11 protein-coding genes are annotated in these 15,801 nt (G+C 46.7%); 4 read left to right on the forward strand and 7 right to left on the reverse strand.

All coding sequences use genetic code 11. From position 1 onward, the window contains the following. The 6 genes from HZY94_RS07645 to hisS all read right to left on the reverse strand — a co-directional run. Positions 1–368: reverse transcriptase domain-containing protein (locus tag HZY94_RS07645; protein ID WP_257151889.1), on the reverse strand; the 368-nt coding region annotated here is incomplete at its 3' end. Positions 369–926: 558 nt separating this feature from the next. Continuing rightward, positions 927–1,595 (reverse strand): NYN domain-containing protein, encoded by a 669-nt coding sequence (locus tag HZY94_RS07650; RefSeq protein ID WP_179925691.1) that lies wholly within the window; start codon positions 1,593–1,595, stop codon positions 927–929. Positions 1,596–1,737: 142 nt separating this feature from the next. After that, the gene (locus tag HZY94_RS07655) at positions 1,738–2,673 is read right to left on the reverse strand and encodes a YitT family protein (RefSeq protein ID WP_179925692.1); all 936 of its coding nucleotides are present in this window, start codon (positions 2,671–2,673) and stop codon (positions 1,738–1,740) included. Next, the gene (aspS, locus tag HZY94_RS07660; RefSeq protein ID WP_179925693.1) at positions 2,660–4,414 is read right to left on the reverse strand and encodes an aspartate--tRNA ligase; all 1,755 of its coding nucleotides are present in this window, start codon (positions 4,412–4,414) and stop codon (positions 2,660–2,662) included. The genes HZY94_RS07655 and aspS overlap by 14 nt, the downstream gene beginning before the upstream one ends. Positions 4,415–4,418: 4 nt before the next feature. Further along, on the reverse strand, positions 4,419–4,619 hold the full coding sequence (locus HZY94_RS07665; protein WP_160332948.1) for a hypothetical protein: 201 nt from the start codon (positions 4,617–4,619) through the stop codon (positions 4,419–4,421). 3 nt (positions 4,620–4,622) lie between these two features. Continuing rightward, positions 4,623–5,906 carry a histidine--tRNA ligase gene (hisS, locus tag HZY94_RS07670; protein ID WP_179925694.1) on the reverse strand — a complete coding sequence of 428 codons (1,284 nt, stop codon included), beginning with the start codon at positions 5,904–5,906 and terminating at the stop codon, positions 4,623–4,625. Between the two features lie 210 nt (positions 5,907–6,116). Between hisS and HZY94_RS07675 the strand changes: the two genes are divergently transcribed. The 4 genes from HZY94_RS07675 (at position 6,117) to HZY94_RS07690 (ending at position 12,668) form a co-directional block, all read left to right on the forward strand. Continuing rightward, a complete protein-coding gene (locus tag HZY94_RS07675; protein ID WP_179925695.1) occupies positions 6,117–10,478 on the forward strand; it encodes an endonuclease/exonuclease/phosphatase family protein in 4,362 nt (1,453 codons plus the stop codon). A 237-nt stretch (positions 10,479–10,715) separates the two neighbouring features. Beyond that, positions 10,716–10,898, forward strand: a complete 183-nt coding sequence (gene rpmF, locus HZY94_RS07680) for a 50S ribosomal protein L32 (RefSeq protein WP_179925696.1) — start codon at positions 10,716–10,718, stop codon at positions 10,896–10,898. An 18-nt stretch (positions 10,899–10,916) separates the two neighbouring features. Continuing rightward, the gene (rpmG, locus tag HZY94_RS07685) at positions 10,917–11,066 is read left to right on the forward strand and encodes a 50S ribosomal protein L33 (RefSeq protein ID WP_001265622.1); all 150 of its coding nucleotides are present in this window, start codon (positions 10,917–10,919) and stop codon (positions 11,064–11,066) included. A 1,200-nt stretch (positions 11,067–12,266) separates the two neighbouring features. Next, positions 12,267–12,668 (forward strand): (deoxy)nucleoside triphosphate pyrophosphohydrolase, encoded by a 402-nt coding sequence (locus HZY94_RS07690; protein WP_179925697.1) that lies wholly within the window; start codon positions 12,267–12,269, stop codon positions 12,666–12,668. Between the two features lie 13 nt (positions 12,669–12,681). Here the strand turns inward: HZY94_RS07690 and HZY94_RS07695 are convergent, their stop codons facing one another. Then, positions 12,682–15,546: a DUF3427 domain-containing protein gene (locus tag HZY94_RS07695; protein WP_179925698.1), complete on the reverse strand. Its 2,865-nt coding sequence runs from the start codon at positions 15,544–15,546 to the stop codon at positions 12,682–12,684. Positions 15,547–15,801 lie beyond the last annotated feature (255 nt).

Genomic DNA, 15,801 nt, shown 5'->3' on the forward strand with positions numbered 1-15,801 from the left:
TGAATAATAGCTGTCTCACAAGAGCGATTGGGACGAAAGCCATAACTATACTCTGAGAAGTGTCTTTCACAGATTGGACTGATGGTTTGAACAATCGCTTGTTGTACCATTCTGTCCATGACTGTAGGGATTCCAAGATTTCGGACGCCACCATTTGGCTTAGGAATTTCAACTCGTAAAACTGGTTGAGGTTTGTACTTCCTCTGCTTTATAAGTTCCTTGGTTTCTCGCCAATGTTGCCGTAGGAAATTATCCATTTCCTCAATGGTAACTCCGTCGATACCAGCAGAACCCTTGTTTCTTTTTACCTGATGATAGGCTTCAAGCATATTGTTCCGAGATAATATCTTATCTAGCAATTCTGACATGTGCGTATTCCTTTCTTGTTTCGGTGTCTGAGGGACATCTTAGATTCGTGAACCTTCTCCTAGTCAATACGTGACCGTCTCCAGTTCTATCAGACCGTTCTTTTACAGACACAAGTGAAGTAGGATTACTTCGGTTAATTGTTCGCCCCTTCGCTCCATTTCCATTACAGAAACTTCATCACTACTATGGGTTCGGCTGACTTCTCATGATTCGTTGTTACTACGTCTACGACGCTCATGAGACCTCACGGGATAAGTCGTATATCTTTCCTCGTTTACTCTCGTGATCTACGCATATAGGTTACGACTACCTTTTGGGACTTTAGAGTTTTCAGCCTCCTCATCCACTACATACGCCTTCATATCACATTTCTGTTCGTAGAGCCACGATTTCGCTATCCCTTCCTCTCCCCGCTACCTCACGATAGTCAGGCTTGGGAGTCGCTATTGGGTTCACCGGTAGCAGGTGCCCACAGAGGACTTGCACCTCAGATATACGACATGCCCGTCGTACGGAAAAGTCCCTTGCGCGTGTGCGCAAGGGACTTTTCAGCTGGTTTAGTGGCCCAGGTAGGCGGTGTCGACGGTGCGGAGGCCGTCGATGTGGAGGCTGAGGTTGTCCTTGATGGGGCCGCCCAGCGGATCAAGGATGAAATCGATGCCTTCCCGTCGTGCCAGTTTTGCAGCGGGGACAAAGTCACTGTCTCCGGCGATGAGGATGATGCGGTCGACTTGTTGTTTGTAGGCCAGAGAGCAGATGTCCAGACCGATGCGGATGTCCGTTCCTTTTTGCTGGAGGTTGAGGCGGAAGTCCATTTCCTTGAGGTCGTCCACGGTGCGCTGGCCGGCTAGGAGGGCCTGCAGGGCTTCTTCTCGGAGGGTGTAGAGGGGGCTGCCTTCTGATAGTTCGCCCATGCGGAGGGCGATTCGACGTTTGTGACTCAGCTCCATAAAAAATTCCTGGGTCCAGCGGAGGGTGTCACTTTTACTGTAGTCCACGACTCGGGTCCCAAAGGGATTGAGCAGGCTCGCTGCCAAGGGGGGACAGTCATAATAGAAGATCCGGTAGAGGTCGTGGCGGACTTCGGCCTGGTAACAGGATTCCTTCAAATGCCGGCTACAATACTTATACAACCGCTGGGCTGATTGGGCTGGCTCCTCTGAACCATAGGCCAGATTGGTCCGCTTGCGGTAATAACCACCGTCTACTAAAATTGCTGTTTTCATAAAACTCCTTTTCCTGCCTGGGAAAGAGACCTAGTCCTTTTCTCGAACAGACTTTATAAAATCTGAGAGTTGACCTCTCATCTTTTTATTCGAAAAAAGAATCAAAAAAAACTCAACGAGTCTGCATCGACTCGCTGAGTTGCTAATACTCCATAAAACGACCTAGAGTGTGGACATTGTCCGCAATGGTCACAAAGGCCTCGGGGTCGGTCTCCCGCATAATCCACTTGAATTCATGGTATTCTGCGCGCGTGATAATGGTGATCAGGACCGCCTTGCGCTCATGCTTATAAGCGCCCTCAGCATCATTCAAGATGGTCACCCCCCGCTCCAAACCGGTATGAATGCCCTTGATGACCTGCTCTGGATAGCTGGTCACAATCATGGCCTGCATTTTTCGTTGCTTGGTAAAAACCAAATCGGTCACCCGCGTGGAAACAAAGAGGGTTACCAAGGAATAAAAGGCATAGGGCCAGCCAAAGGAGAGCCCGGCCATGAGAATGATCACCCCGTTGAGAGCCAGCGACAAGTTGCCGACCTGCCGCCCCGTCCGCTTGCGGATGGTCAGAATCACAACATCCATCCCGCCACTGGAGATATTGGCCCGCAGGGCCAAACCAATCCCCAGCCCCATCAGAGCACCCCCAAAGAGGGCATTGATCATCGGGTCAGGGGTTAGGGTCACCACTGGAATCCACTCCATAAAAAGGGTGGAAAAGCTGACCGTGATAAAGGTAAAAATTGTGAACTTAGGGCCAATCTGGCGCCAGGCCAGCACCATCAAGGGGATATTGATGGCGTAATAAATCGCGGCCAAAGGCAGGTTCAGTCCTCCATAAGTAGCCAACTTAACCTGAATAATCTGGGCCAAACCGGTAGCCCCAGATGAATAGACATGCCCAGGCTGGTAGAAAAAATTGATGGCCAGAGCTGACAAAATACCGTAAAGCACCGCAGCCGATAACTTTTCATCATACTTTTCCCGGGAAATGCTCTGTAGGAGCTTGATAAAGTGGAAGCGTCGGCCTAGTTCATCCAACCAGGCCCGAAAAGCACGGTAGTATTTATTCCTTTTCATCCTCTTGAACCCGTAGACTCAGCTCTTCCAATTGGCTCAAAGCCACTGGACTCGGAGCCTGAGTCATAGGGTCGGTGGCCTTGTTGTTTTTCGGAAAGGCGATAACTTCCCGAATATTGTCTTGGCTAGCGAGCAGCATGACAAAGCGGTCCAAACCGATGGCCAAACCGCCATGTGGTGGGAAGCCGTAATCCATGGCTTCGAGCAGGAAGCCAAATTGTTCTTCTGCTTCTTCTTGGCTGAATCCAAGAGCCTTAAACATCCGTTCTTGCAGGTCTCGCTGGTTAATCCGGAGGCTTCCGCCACCCAACTCATAACCGTTCAAGACAATATCATAGGCAATGGCCTTAACCTTGCTGAGGTCGCCTTCCAGCTCGGAAGCCGTATCCATTTGTGGCAAGGTGAAGGGGTGGTGGGCACTCATGTAGCGGCCTTCTTCTTCAGACCACTCAAACATTGGCCAGTCTACAACCCAGAGGAAGTCGAAGCGGCTCTCGTCGATTAGACCCAGCTCTTTTCCTAAACGCACGCGCAGCGCCCCAAGAGTTGCATTGGCCACTTCCAATTCATCCGCAACAAAGAGTACCAAGTCCTGCTCTCCCAACTGGAGACGAGCCACCAACTGCTCCTCATGGCTGGTCAAGAATTTGGCAACCGGTCCTGTTAGAGCACCATCTAGGTATTTGATCCAAGCCAAGCCCTTAGCGCCATATTGCTTGGCGATCTCAGTCAACTTGTCGATATCCTTGCGGGAATACTGGTCAGCAGCACCACGCACAACAATGGCCTTGACGGCTGGAGCTTGAGAAAAGACCTTAAATTCCACATCGGCAACCAACTCGGTCAAGTCTTCCAAGAGCATGTCAAAGCGGGTATCTGGCTTGTCGACCCCGTAGAGGCGCATGGCTTCATCATATTTCATGCGTGGGAAAGGCAGGCTGACCTCAATTCCCTTGGTATCCTTCATCACCTTGGCAATCATGCCTTCGACCAAGTCTTGAATTTCTTGTTCAGATAGGAAAGAAGTCTCCAAGTCCACTTGGGTAAATTCTGGCTGACGATCTCCCCGCAAGTCCTCATCCCGGAAACATTTCACAATTTGATAATAGCGGTCAAATCCAGCATTCATCAAGAGCTGTTTGTTGATTTGCGGACTTTGCGGAAGGGCATAGAAGTGCCCCTCATGCACCCGGCTTGGCACCAAGTAGTCCCGTGCTCCCTCCGGTGTGGACTTGGCCAAGAAAGGTGTCTCCACATCAATAAACTCTTGCCCATCCAGATAGTTCCGGATGCTGTGGGTTACCTGCGCCCGTAGCTTGAAGTTAGCCAACATCTCCGGACGGCGCAAATCCAGGTAGCGGTAACGCAAGCGCGTATCATCATTGACTTCAATCCCATCCTTGATTTCAAATGGCGTTGTTTTGGCCGTATTCAAGATGGTCAACTGCTCCACCTGCATCTCCACTTGCCCGGTTGGCAATTGGTCATTAGCCTGCTCCCGCGCCAAAATCTTTCCAGTCGCCTCAATCACATACTCGGACCGCAAGCTCTCAGCCGCCTGCATCACTGCAGCATCCACCAATTCAGGATTAATCACCAACTGCATCAAGCCTTCCCGGTCACGCAGATCAATAAAGATCAAACCTCCCAAGTCCCTGCGACGATCAACCCAACCTTTTAGGGTCAGCGTCTGACCAATTTGCTCCGAGCGCACGCGCCCCGCATACATCGAACGTTCCATCAACCTATTCCTCTTTCTTTGTTTGTCTTACTTCGTGTAAAATTTCAATCGCTGTACCCGTTATAAAGTAGGCCAGTCCAGCCAAAAAGCCGAAGATCAGGGCCAGATAGCGGTAAAAGAAATCCCCCCGGGCCAAATAACAGATACAACCAATCACCAAGCCAATCACAAGGGCCTGAATCGCAGCTCCCAGCAACTTCTTCATGGCCTAGATCTCCAAAATCGGTGCTAAGAGCCTTACCGCATCCGCCTCTAGCTCTGCCAGGCTCACCTCAAGCTGCTCCCGCGTCTGGTTATTCTTCACTACGACCTGACCCGACGCTAGCTCGGATTCCCCAAGGGTAATCAAAGCCTTGGCTGTGAACTGGTCCGCAGCCTTGAACTGGGCCTTAAGCTTACGGTTGAGGTACTCCCGCTCAACAGTCAAACCTTGACGGCGGAGGGCCTGCACCAACAGCGTTGCTGCCTGGTTGACTTCCGCACCCAGGGTCGCCACATAAACATCCAAGGCTGGAAAGCTCGGTAGCTCCACACCCTGTGCTTCTAACAGCAACAAGAGCCGCTCAACGCCAAGTCCGAAGCCAAAAGCAGCGGTCTCTGGACCACCAAAGTAGGTCACCAAGCCATCGTAACGACCACCGGCACAGACTGTCAAATCAGCCCCCTTAACCTCTGTGATAAATTCAAAAATAGTGTGGTTGTAGTAATCCAACCCCCGCACCATCCGTGCATCCATCACATAGTCAATCCCCAAGGCGTCCAACAGGCTACGCACCTGATCCAAGTGCGCCTGGCTGTCTTCATCCAGATAATCCAAGATCGATGGAGCTCCCTCCACCAGGGCTTGATCCGCCTTCTCCTTGGAATCTAAGACCCGCAAGGGATTCTCCTCCAAGCGGCGTTGACTATCCGCTGACAAAGACTCCTTATGCGGTAGAAGATAGTCAATCAGAGCCTGCCGGTAAGTCGCCCGCACTTGCGGGGTTCCCAAACTATTAAGATGCAGACGAATGCCTGTCAAGCCCAGCTCTCTGAAAAAATCGACCGCCATGGCAATCACTTCAACATCAAGCGCCGGATTACTAGACCCGAAAGCCTCTACCCCAATCTGGTGAAACTCCCGCAAACGACCCGCTTGCGGCCGCTCATAGCGAAACATAGAGCCCATGTAAAAGAGCTTCACCGGCTTTTGCACCTCCGGCGCAAACAACTTATTCTCGACATAGGAACGCACCACCGGCGCTGTCCCTTCCGGACGCAGGGTAATGTGACGATCGCCCTTGTCATAGAAGTCATACATCTCCTTGCTGACAATATCGGTCGTATCACCAACCGACCGGCTAATCACCTCGTAGTGCTCGAAGTGGGGCGTCCGGATCTCCTCAAAACGGTAGCGTCCGAAAATTTCCCGAGCCCTGGCTTCCACAAACTGCCATTTGCGCGATTCCCCCGGCAAGATGTCCTGGGTTCCCTTTGGTTTCTGTAGTTTCATAACGTTCCTTTTCCTTTAGTTACAGTTAGAACAATTTTAGCACAAATCCCCCCTCTACGAAAGCTCTAGCTCAAAGTTCAGCAAGTCGCTCTTAAGAAAAAATAAAAACGAACTATTGTTGTAAAGTTCACTAAATTTATTCGGAAAATTGTTGACTGCTGATCCTCTTTTTCTGTTACAATGGAAACAGTAAAAAGATAGGAGACCACCATGGAAAAAAAGGCTGTTTACAAGTATCTACTGAGGGCATCGTTGCTGCTAGCACCGCTTGCTTTAGCCAGTAGCCTACCCCAAGAAACGATCGCTGCCGACGAACAAAGTCCCGCAACAGAGGCACTACCGGCAAATCCCCCACAAGAAAGCACGGAACGTTCGGATTTAACACAAACCCCCGACACCCTCCCGGCTTCTGAGCCTACCCCAAGCACGGAAACGGCTACAACTCCCCTAGCCGATGTCCGCCAAGGGGAAAAAGGCCAAGAGTTTACCGTTCAAGGCAAGGTCATCAGTGAGGTCAATGCCTGGGGCGGAAATGGCTTCTACATCCAAGATGAAGCCGGTACTGGAGTCTACGTTTATCCTGGTAAGAAACAGGACGTCAGCCGCGGCGACAGTGTCCAATTCAAGGGCAACTTGGGTGATTTCAACGGTGAACTCCAACTTACCAAGGTTGCAGACCTGACCAAAGTAGCGGACATTCCCGTCCCTGCCCCAACTGTCACCACGATTGAAGGTCTTACCGATCAACTCCAGTCAACCTTGGTCACCCTCAAGGACGTCACTGTTGGTGCTATTTCCAGCGATAACAAGGGCAACTCGAGCTTTAACCTAACGGACATCACTGGCCAGCAGGTAGCCGTCCGCGTTGACAGCCGCACAGGCATCAGCAACACCCTCTTAAACAGCTTGATTTCCGAAAATGATACCATCCACATCACTGCGATTTTATCGACCTACCGTGGTAAAAACCAACTCAAACCCTTCCTTGAAAACCAGTTTGAACTTGTTAAAAAGGGAACTACCGCACCGCCTGCGGAAACTGTCGTCACTGTTGGTCAAATCCAAGGAGAAAGCCACATTTCTCCACTGGAAGGCCAGACCGTTACCGTCCAAAATGTAGTCGTAACCTATGTTGCCAACAAGAACCATTTCTATATCCAGGACCTCAACCCTGACAAGAACCCGAAAACCTCTGACGGCATCAACGTCTACCTCCCTAACCATACCGTAGCCCTCGGGGATACCCTCACCATCACCGGAAAAGTTGTGGAATACCTAGGCTCTGGTTACAACGAAAAAGACCAGACCGATCTAACCACCACCCAGCTGGCGGCAACAAACGTTGTCAAAGAGGGAACTGCAGCCGTCCCTGCCCCAGTCATCCTGGGAAGCGACCGCCTGGCTCCAACCAAAATCGTGGAAGACGATGCTTTCAGCTCCTTTGATCCAGACACAGACGGCCTTGATTTCTGGGAATCCCTCGAAGGCATGGTCGTTGGTATTGACAATGCCAAGGTGCTTGGCCCTCAGGCCAACAAGGAAATCTATGTAGCCCCAGGCAATTACACCGGCCCGATGAACAAGGTAGGCGGTTTAACCTTGGAGGCCGACAACCCCCATCCCGAAAAAATCGCTGTCCTTTTTGACAAAAACCTCACCACCAAAACAGGCGATTCCTTCCAAGGACGGATTTACGGACCAATCTCCTACGGCTACACCAACTACAAACTCCTCGCCAAGGTTGCCGACTCACCAAAAGTCACCGACGGCGGAGTCCAACCAGAGGCCACCAGCATTGTTAAAGACCCTGAGAAACTCAGCATTGCTTCTTATAATATTGAAAACTTCTCAGCCAACAACAAAACAACCAACAATGCCAAGGTTAAACGCATCGCCACTTCCTTTGTAGAAGATCTCAAATCACCAGACATCATCACCCTGATTGAAGTCCAGGACAACAACGGAAGCACCGATGATGGCACCGTCGATGCCAGCCAAAGCGCCCGCCGCCTCATTGAAGCCATCAAGGCCCAAGGCGGACCCGAATACCACTACATCGACATCGCCCCTGAAAACAACAAAGACGGCGGAGCACCCGGCGCAAACATCCGCACCGGCTTCCTCTACAACCCGGAGCGCGTGAGCCTCGCTGACAAACCCAAAGGCGACGCCCACACCCCAGCCGCTTGGGAAAACGGAGCGCTGACACACAGCATCGCCCGCATCGAACCAGCCCACCAAGCCTGGACCAACTCCCGCAAACCCGTCATCGCCGAATTCCAATTCCAGGGCCAACCTGTCAACGTCATCGCCGTCCACCTCAACTCCAAACGCGGAGACAACGGCTACTTCGGCAAAGTCCAACCCGTCACCTTCAAATCCGAAGACCAGCGCCACCAAATGGCCACCCTCATCAACCAGTTCATCGCCCAAGGAATGAACCAAAACCCTGACCTCAAGGTTGCCATGCTGGGAGACTTCAACGACTTCGAATTCAGCAAAACCATGGAGCTAATCTCAGGCGACATCCTGTCCAACCTGGTCAGCCGCCATGACAAGGACGACCGCTTCTCCTACTTCTACCAAGGAAACAACCAGTCTCTCGACAACATCGTCCTCTCCAACAACCTCCTCGACCGCTACGAGTTCGACATGGTCCACGTCAACTCCATCTTCATGAAAGAACACGGCCGTGCCTCCGACCACGACCCACTCCTCGTCCAACTCGACCTCAAACCAAAAGAAACCCCTACACCAGAGGTCCCAGAAGAACCTAAGACTGAGGAGCAACCTGCTAAACCTGAAGTCAAAGAACCGGAAGCCGAAAAGCCAAGTGAGGAGACAGTAAAACCTCAGCCGGAGACCGAAGAGCCTAAGACCGAGGAGCAACCTGCTAAACCTGAAGTCAAAGAACCAGAAGCGGAAAAGCCAAGTGAGGAAACTGTAAAACCTCAGCCAGAAACTGAAGAGCCGAAGACTGAAGAACAGCCTGTGACTCCTGAGGTTAAAGAACCGGAAGCGGAAAAGCCAAGCGAAGAAACTATGAAGCCTCAGCCAGAGACGGAAGAACCGAAGACCGAGGAGCAACCTGCTATTCCTGAGGTTAAAGAACCAGAAACAGAAACTCCTAAAGCTGAAGGGGAACAAACAACTCCGGAAGTCAAGGAACCAGAAGCGGAAAAGCCAAGTGAGGAAACAGTAAAACCTCTGCCGGAGACCGAAGAGCCTAAGACTGAAGAACAGCCAGCTAAACCTGAAGTTAAAGAACCTGAGGCTGAGACTCCTAAAACAGACGGGGAACAAACAACTCCGGAAGTCAAGGAACCGGAAGCGGAGAAACCAAGTGAGGAAACAGTAAAACCTCTGCCGGAGACCGAAGAACCTAAGACTGAGGAACAGCCTGAGACTCCTGAGGTTAAGGAGCCAGAAACAGAAACTCCGGACACTAAAACCGAAGAACCTAAGACTGAAGAACAACCTGCGACTCCTGAGGTCAAGGAGCCGGAAACTGAAACTCAAACTCCGGACACTGAAACCGAAGAATCTAAGACTGAGGAGCAACCTGCTAAGCCAGAAGTCAAGGAACCAGAGGCCGAAAAACCAAGCGAAGAAACTGTGAAGCCTCTGCCAAAGACCGAAGAGCCGAAGACTGAAGAACAGCCGGCTAAGCCTGAGGTTAAGGAGCCAGAAGCGGAGAAACCAAGCGAAGAAACTGTGAAGCCTCTGCCAGAGACGGAAGAGCCGAAGACTGAAGAACAGCCGGCTAAGCCTGAAGTTAAAGAACCGGAAGCTGAAAAACCAAGTGAGGAAATAGTAAAACCTCAGCCAAAGACCGAAGAACCTAAGACTGAGGAACAACCTGCTATTCCTGAGGTTAAAGAACCCGAGGCTGAGACTCCTAAAACCGAAGGGGAACAAACAACTCCGGAAGTCAAAGAACCAGAAGCGGAGAAACCAAACGAAGAAACAGTAAATCCTCAGCCAGAGACGGAAGAGCCTAAGACTGAGGAACAGCCTGCTATTCCTGAGGTTAAAGAACCCGAGGCTGAGACCCCTAAAACAGAAGAGGAACAAACAACTCCGGAAGTCAAGGAACCGGAAGCTGAAAAACCAAGTGAGGAAACAGTAAAACCTCTGCCGGAGACCGAAGAGCCTAAAACTGAAGAACAGCCTGCGACTCCTGAGGTTAAAGAACCGGAGACGGAAAATCCAGCTACAGACACTGAAACTGAGGAGCCTAAGACTGAGGAGCAACCAGTAAATCCTGAAGTCAAAGAACCAGAAGCGGAGAAACCAAATAAAGAAACCGAGAAACCGAGCGAGGAAAATCAGAAACCAACAGTTGGTCAGAAACCAGCTCCGTCCCCAGTTTCAACTCTTCACAAGATCCCAAGTGCCCCTTCTAAAGCAAAAGCCGCAACCAGTGTTCAGCCAAGCCAAAACACCGCTGCAGCACCAAAAGAATTGCCAAAAACAGGAGACAGCTCTCAAACTGCCGCTATCACTGCAGGCGTGAGTGCCACCCTTGCCTTACTCCTAACCGTCAGATCCCGCCGTCGGAAGCAAGGTTAGACGTTTTAAATTATAATTCTTTAACAATAGATAGATGGAAGTTCATAATGGGAATGAAAAGGTTCTCCGAACCTATCCTCGCTTTCTTCTTGCTTGGCTCGGGTGACAAAGATTCCCCAAACCTTTGTCACCTTTTTTAAAAAAAGTTGTCAAGTAACTTTACTTTACAATTCATTTGTGTTATTCTTTTAAAGTTGACGAATCGTCAAAGAATATTCTATTGGAGGAAACAAAAAAATGGCAGTACCTGCACGTCGCACATCAAAAGCGAAGAAAAACAAACGTCGTACACACTACAAATTGATAGCACCATCTGTTCAATTCGACGCTACAACTGGTGACTACTCACGTTCACACCGTGTATCTCTTAAAGGATACTACAAAGGACGTAAAATCGCTAAAGCTCAAGCAGCTGAATAAGAATAGAAGGGAGCACTCATGCGCGTAAATATCACACTTGAACACAAAGAATCTGGTGAACGCTTGTACCTAACTTCTAAAAACAAACGCAACACACCAGACCGTCTTCAATTGAAAAAATACTCACCAAAATTGCGTAAACACGTTGTGTTTACTGAAGTGAAATAAGCATTTCAGAAAAGCCCTAGGATTCCTAGGGCTTTTTGCTTTACCCTGTTTCAATAACCATAGAGTTTATCACTTGGTTCAAATCAAAAAAACCGAAACTCCTTGGGACACAAGGAATTTCAGGACCTATTAGCATTATTTTTCCTGTTGTACATGGATCACCTCTATCCTCAATCGCGTATCATGTACAACAGTGAAAACTAGATTTGAAAAGGCTGAAAACCTTGAGCCATAAGGAATTCTACTGCCTTCTTTAAAAATCAGCTGATAAAGTCAAAAACACCACTCTCTCCTCTAGAACATTGTTCAATTCACCTTTTACAATAAAAATGTGTTATAATCGAAATATAAAAAGAGCTGGAAGGCAATCCAGCTCCAAAGTAGAACCGTTTAGACGGTGACTCATAACTAGCTAAAAGAAATAGCCGTTACTTATGCCAAAGTACTGACGGCTATTTCTTTTTGTTTCCATCTTTGAAGATTAAATAGCACAAACCAATCAACTCAATGCTAAAACTAGCAAAGAAAAGAATAATCTGCACCACTTCAAAAGCGGTCAAAAAGCGCTCCTCCTTCCTGTCAGATTTTGATGAATTACCCATAGGCATCACCCTCTCTATCGAAAATCTGGAGCCACCGTCTTCACTTTTCTACAAGATCTATTCTAGCATATTCGTTACTAAAAATCGTGGATGAACCGGTCATCCAACGGCACTAGAATCCAAAGAACTCCCTAGAACTTAACCTTCCATTTTCACCTTTAACAGCAAATGTGTTATAATTGAAATATAAAAAGAGCTGGACGGCAATCCAGCTCCAAAGTAGAACCGTTTAGACGGTGGCTCGTAATAACTATTAAAGAATAGCCGTTACTCTTCCAAAGTATTGACGGCTATTTCTTTTTGTCTCCATCTTTGAAGATTAGATAGCACAGACCAATCAATTCAATACTAAAACTAGCAAAGAAAAAAATGATCTGCACCACTTCAAAAGCGGTCAAAAAGAGCCCCTCCTTTCCATAGATTTTGATGAATTGTCCATAGACATCACCCTCTCTATCGAAAATCTGGAGCCACCGTCTTCACTTTTCTACAAGGTCTATTCTAGCATCTTTCTTTCCAAAAGTATCAGATAAACTGGGTACTCTTGTTATTCCTTCAAAAGTTGCTACAATTATAGCTAGTAGGAAAAGAGGTAAATATGAAAACAATTGATGTTGTTGCAGCTGCTATCTTGAAAGACGGAAAAATATTCTGTGCCCAAAGACCAAGCACAAAAAGTCTAGGAGGCTATTGGGAATTTCCAGGTGGAAAAATTGAGGCTTCAGAAGATCCAGAATCTGCTTTAATTCGAGAAATCAAAGAGGAATTAAAATCTGAGATTAAAATCCTTGAATACCTCAATGAAGCATCCTATCAATATGAATTTGGTACTGTTCGCATGAAAACCTATCTAGCTTCCTTACAATCAGGAGATTTAGAACTCGTCGAACACCAAAACTCAAAATGGCTCTACCCTGGTGAGTTAATGACTCTGGACTGGGCACCTGTTGATATTCCGGCTGTTCTATTATTACAATCTAAAGGAGTGGACTCACCATAAGTCCACTCCTTTTCTATTTTTCAGTAATGTATCGATAAAGTGAGTCATCAACAGATTGTTGCAATTCAAAGATCATTGATACAATAGACTCCCCATTTCTCTCTGTTTCTTGAGCTGTCCCTTCAAGAACCCCTAGAGGGCCTAAATAATAGAATTCCCCTCCCTCGGAATCATCTTTGATGACAAATAACTCTAACCTTAAGCCAGATTCTTTAGCCCCAAGAATTTGTTTGACATCTGCAGAATCCAGACTCCGTTTATTCTTAGAAAACCACTTGAGGGTCTTTTCGCTTAGAAATTCATCTTCATATTTGATGGTTTCACTGATATCATCAGCCTTATGGTAGGTTACAAAAATTGGACAACTGTTGCTAAATTTATCAATTTTATAGCCCCCAATATTTAAAGGCGGTTCATCTTTTTCAAAATTCATCAACTTTAAAACATCCCGTCTACTATAGCGTTGACCAATAGTCAGGATATGCGGATAAGCAAGATTCTTTCTCAGAGCTACATCAAGAATATCTTGATAGAAATCTAAAAAGATCTGATTCTTAAACGCTTCCTTTAGTGAATCTGAACAAATGTATCTACCATCTACCAAGCTTACAAGTGGTTCCTCACCATAGATTTTTTTCTCCGCCCCTTTCAAAAATCGCAGAGCTAGAACACGTTCCATTGACGCTAAAACATCTTCTGCGCTCGAATGTCCATTCTCAACAAGGAGTTGTTTCAATGCGCTTTTAGAAATACTTCCCCTGAGCATCAATTCCTGTAGCAACAGAGCTTCGTGAATTCTTTTCCCTGTCAAAATCTCAAAGGTCAAGAACTGTAATACTAAGGCTTCATTTTGAGACAAAAGGACCGCTTCCGTGGAAAATTTTTCCACAACTTGATGATAAGACTTAAAGGCATTATTCTCGAAAAATGTTACCGGATCCAGTTGATTACTATTCAGAAAATCCATCATCATCGGAACTCGTCCCAGCCGATTTTCCAATTCCTTAAAGGAGTTCCGTAAAACAGCCATGGAAGAAAAGTTGGTATTAGCAATAGCGGCAAAAATTTGCTTCTTGGCTACTTCTTCAAAGTTTACAGTTGTCAGCCCTTTAACCGCTGCAGCTTCCCTAACTTCACGACGATAATTTTCTTTATTCATCGAATGATCGCCAAACAAAGCAATCGGAATCAAATAATTATTCTTATAGTTCCCAATAAAATCAATAATCGTAACATATTCCTTATCGGGATGTTTCCGAAGACCACGTCCCAACTGTTGGACAAATACAATACTCGACTGTGTATTCCGGAGCATCACAACTTGATTAACGCTCGGAATATCAATCCCTTCATTGAAAATGTCCACAGTGAAAATATAAAATAAACGTCCTTCCTCTAAGTCTTTCACAACTTGTTGACGAGTCTGCTGAGAATCATCACCGCTCAGGGACTTAGAAGGCCAGCCGCGCTCTGTAAAAAGTCTAGCCAGCTCCGCTGCTTCCTCTTTACGTGAACAAAACACTAACCCTCTCACTTGTTCACCAGAGTGACCATAGTAATCAATTTTCTGAATCAAGTGGTGCAGTCGCGTTGATGAAATCAGGCTATTGAAATCCGTTTTATCGTCTAGCAACTCTCCATCTACATGAATATCTGTCACTCCATAGTAGATAAAAGGACAGAGGAGATCGCTCTCCAGTGCTTCTTGAAGCCGAATCTCATAGGCAACTTGATAATCAAATAATTCATAAATATTTTGACCATCCGTACGCTCTGGTGTGGCGGTCATTCCCAGTAAAAAATCAGGTTCAAAATAGTCCAGAATTTTCCTATAAGAATTCGCCCCTGCCTTGTGGACTTCATCAATCAGGATATAGTCGAAATAATCCGAAGCAAAACGTTTCAAATGCTCATCACGTGACAAGGTTTGAATCGTCGCAAACAAATAGGGAATAGTATCAAAGTTCAAGCCCGGTCTATAAATAGCACCTTGTCCATCTTCAAATCCAATAACTTCCTGAAAGTTTTCCAAAGCTTTTTCTAGAATTTGTTCACGATGCACAAGGAATAGAAACCGATCTGGTTTGTAGTTTCTAATATCGAAAGCTGAGAGATAGGTTTTCCCAGTTCCTGTAGCACTAATTACCAAGGACTTCTTCTCTCCGAGCAGGCGTTTATTTTGTAAGGCAACCAAAGCCGCTTCCTGCATTTTATTGGGCTGTAATTGCGTAACATAACTTGATTTTGCAGACTCTTCAACTTCAACGACAATTTTAGCTTGTCTCTTATGACTGTACTGTTCAATAACATCCTCGGTTAGAACCGTCGATTGATTCCAAATTCTGAAAAATTCAGATTTACTTGCTGAAATAAGATCCCCGTGTTCTGTCGATGTTAATTTAATATTCCACTCATAATTTTTCTTCAAAGCATTCCCAGTTAGATTGGAACTCCCGCTGATTAAAACTTGCCTCACCCCTTGATCAATGAGGTAGACCTTTGCGTGCAGCTGCAAAGCTTCCGGTGCTAAACGAACCTCAACATTTTTCAATTTTAACAACTCCTTCATTGCCAAAGGATCATTAAAACCTAAATAGGGCGAAATCAAAATTTTACCCGCAACCCCTTGATCATTCAGATCCGATAATTGACTCTTAATCAAGGCAATTCCCGATTGAGTCACAAAGGCCACCGAAAAATAAAAACTCTCCGCCTTAGCCAACTCTTCTTGCAAATCCAGCAAAACATACCGTTGCTTCTCATCCTGATTGATCAGTAGCTTGGGGGCGTAGGCCTGATTCTGACCATACTGATTATGGATAAAACTGAATCTCAAGGAATCCAATAAATTCTTCTCGAACTGGTTACTTACAGTCATTCAACAATCCCTTTCACAACTATTTTCAGACTACAAAAGAAATATCTAAAAATATTTTTGATAAAACTATTGTATAAGATGGGCTAGCTACTAATAAATTTGACAAACAATCATCCTTGTTAATCAGAACCTATACTAGTTCTCTTTTTCTATGTCATTAAACAGCATCTGATTAGCTTCTTGTAAATCATCAGGAATCTCATTTTTAACTTCTTTCTTGATCATTCTACTAAACACATCGGAAATACATATAAT

Source organism: Streptococcus danieliae, from assembly GCF_013415245.1.
In the GTDB taxonomy this organism is placed as follows: Bacteria; Bacillota; Bacilli; order Lactobacillales; family Streptococcaceae; genus Streptococcus; species Streptococcus danieliae_A.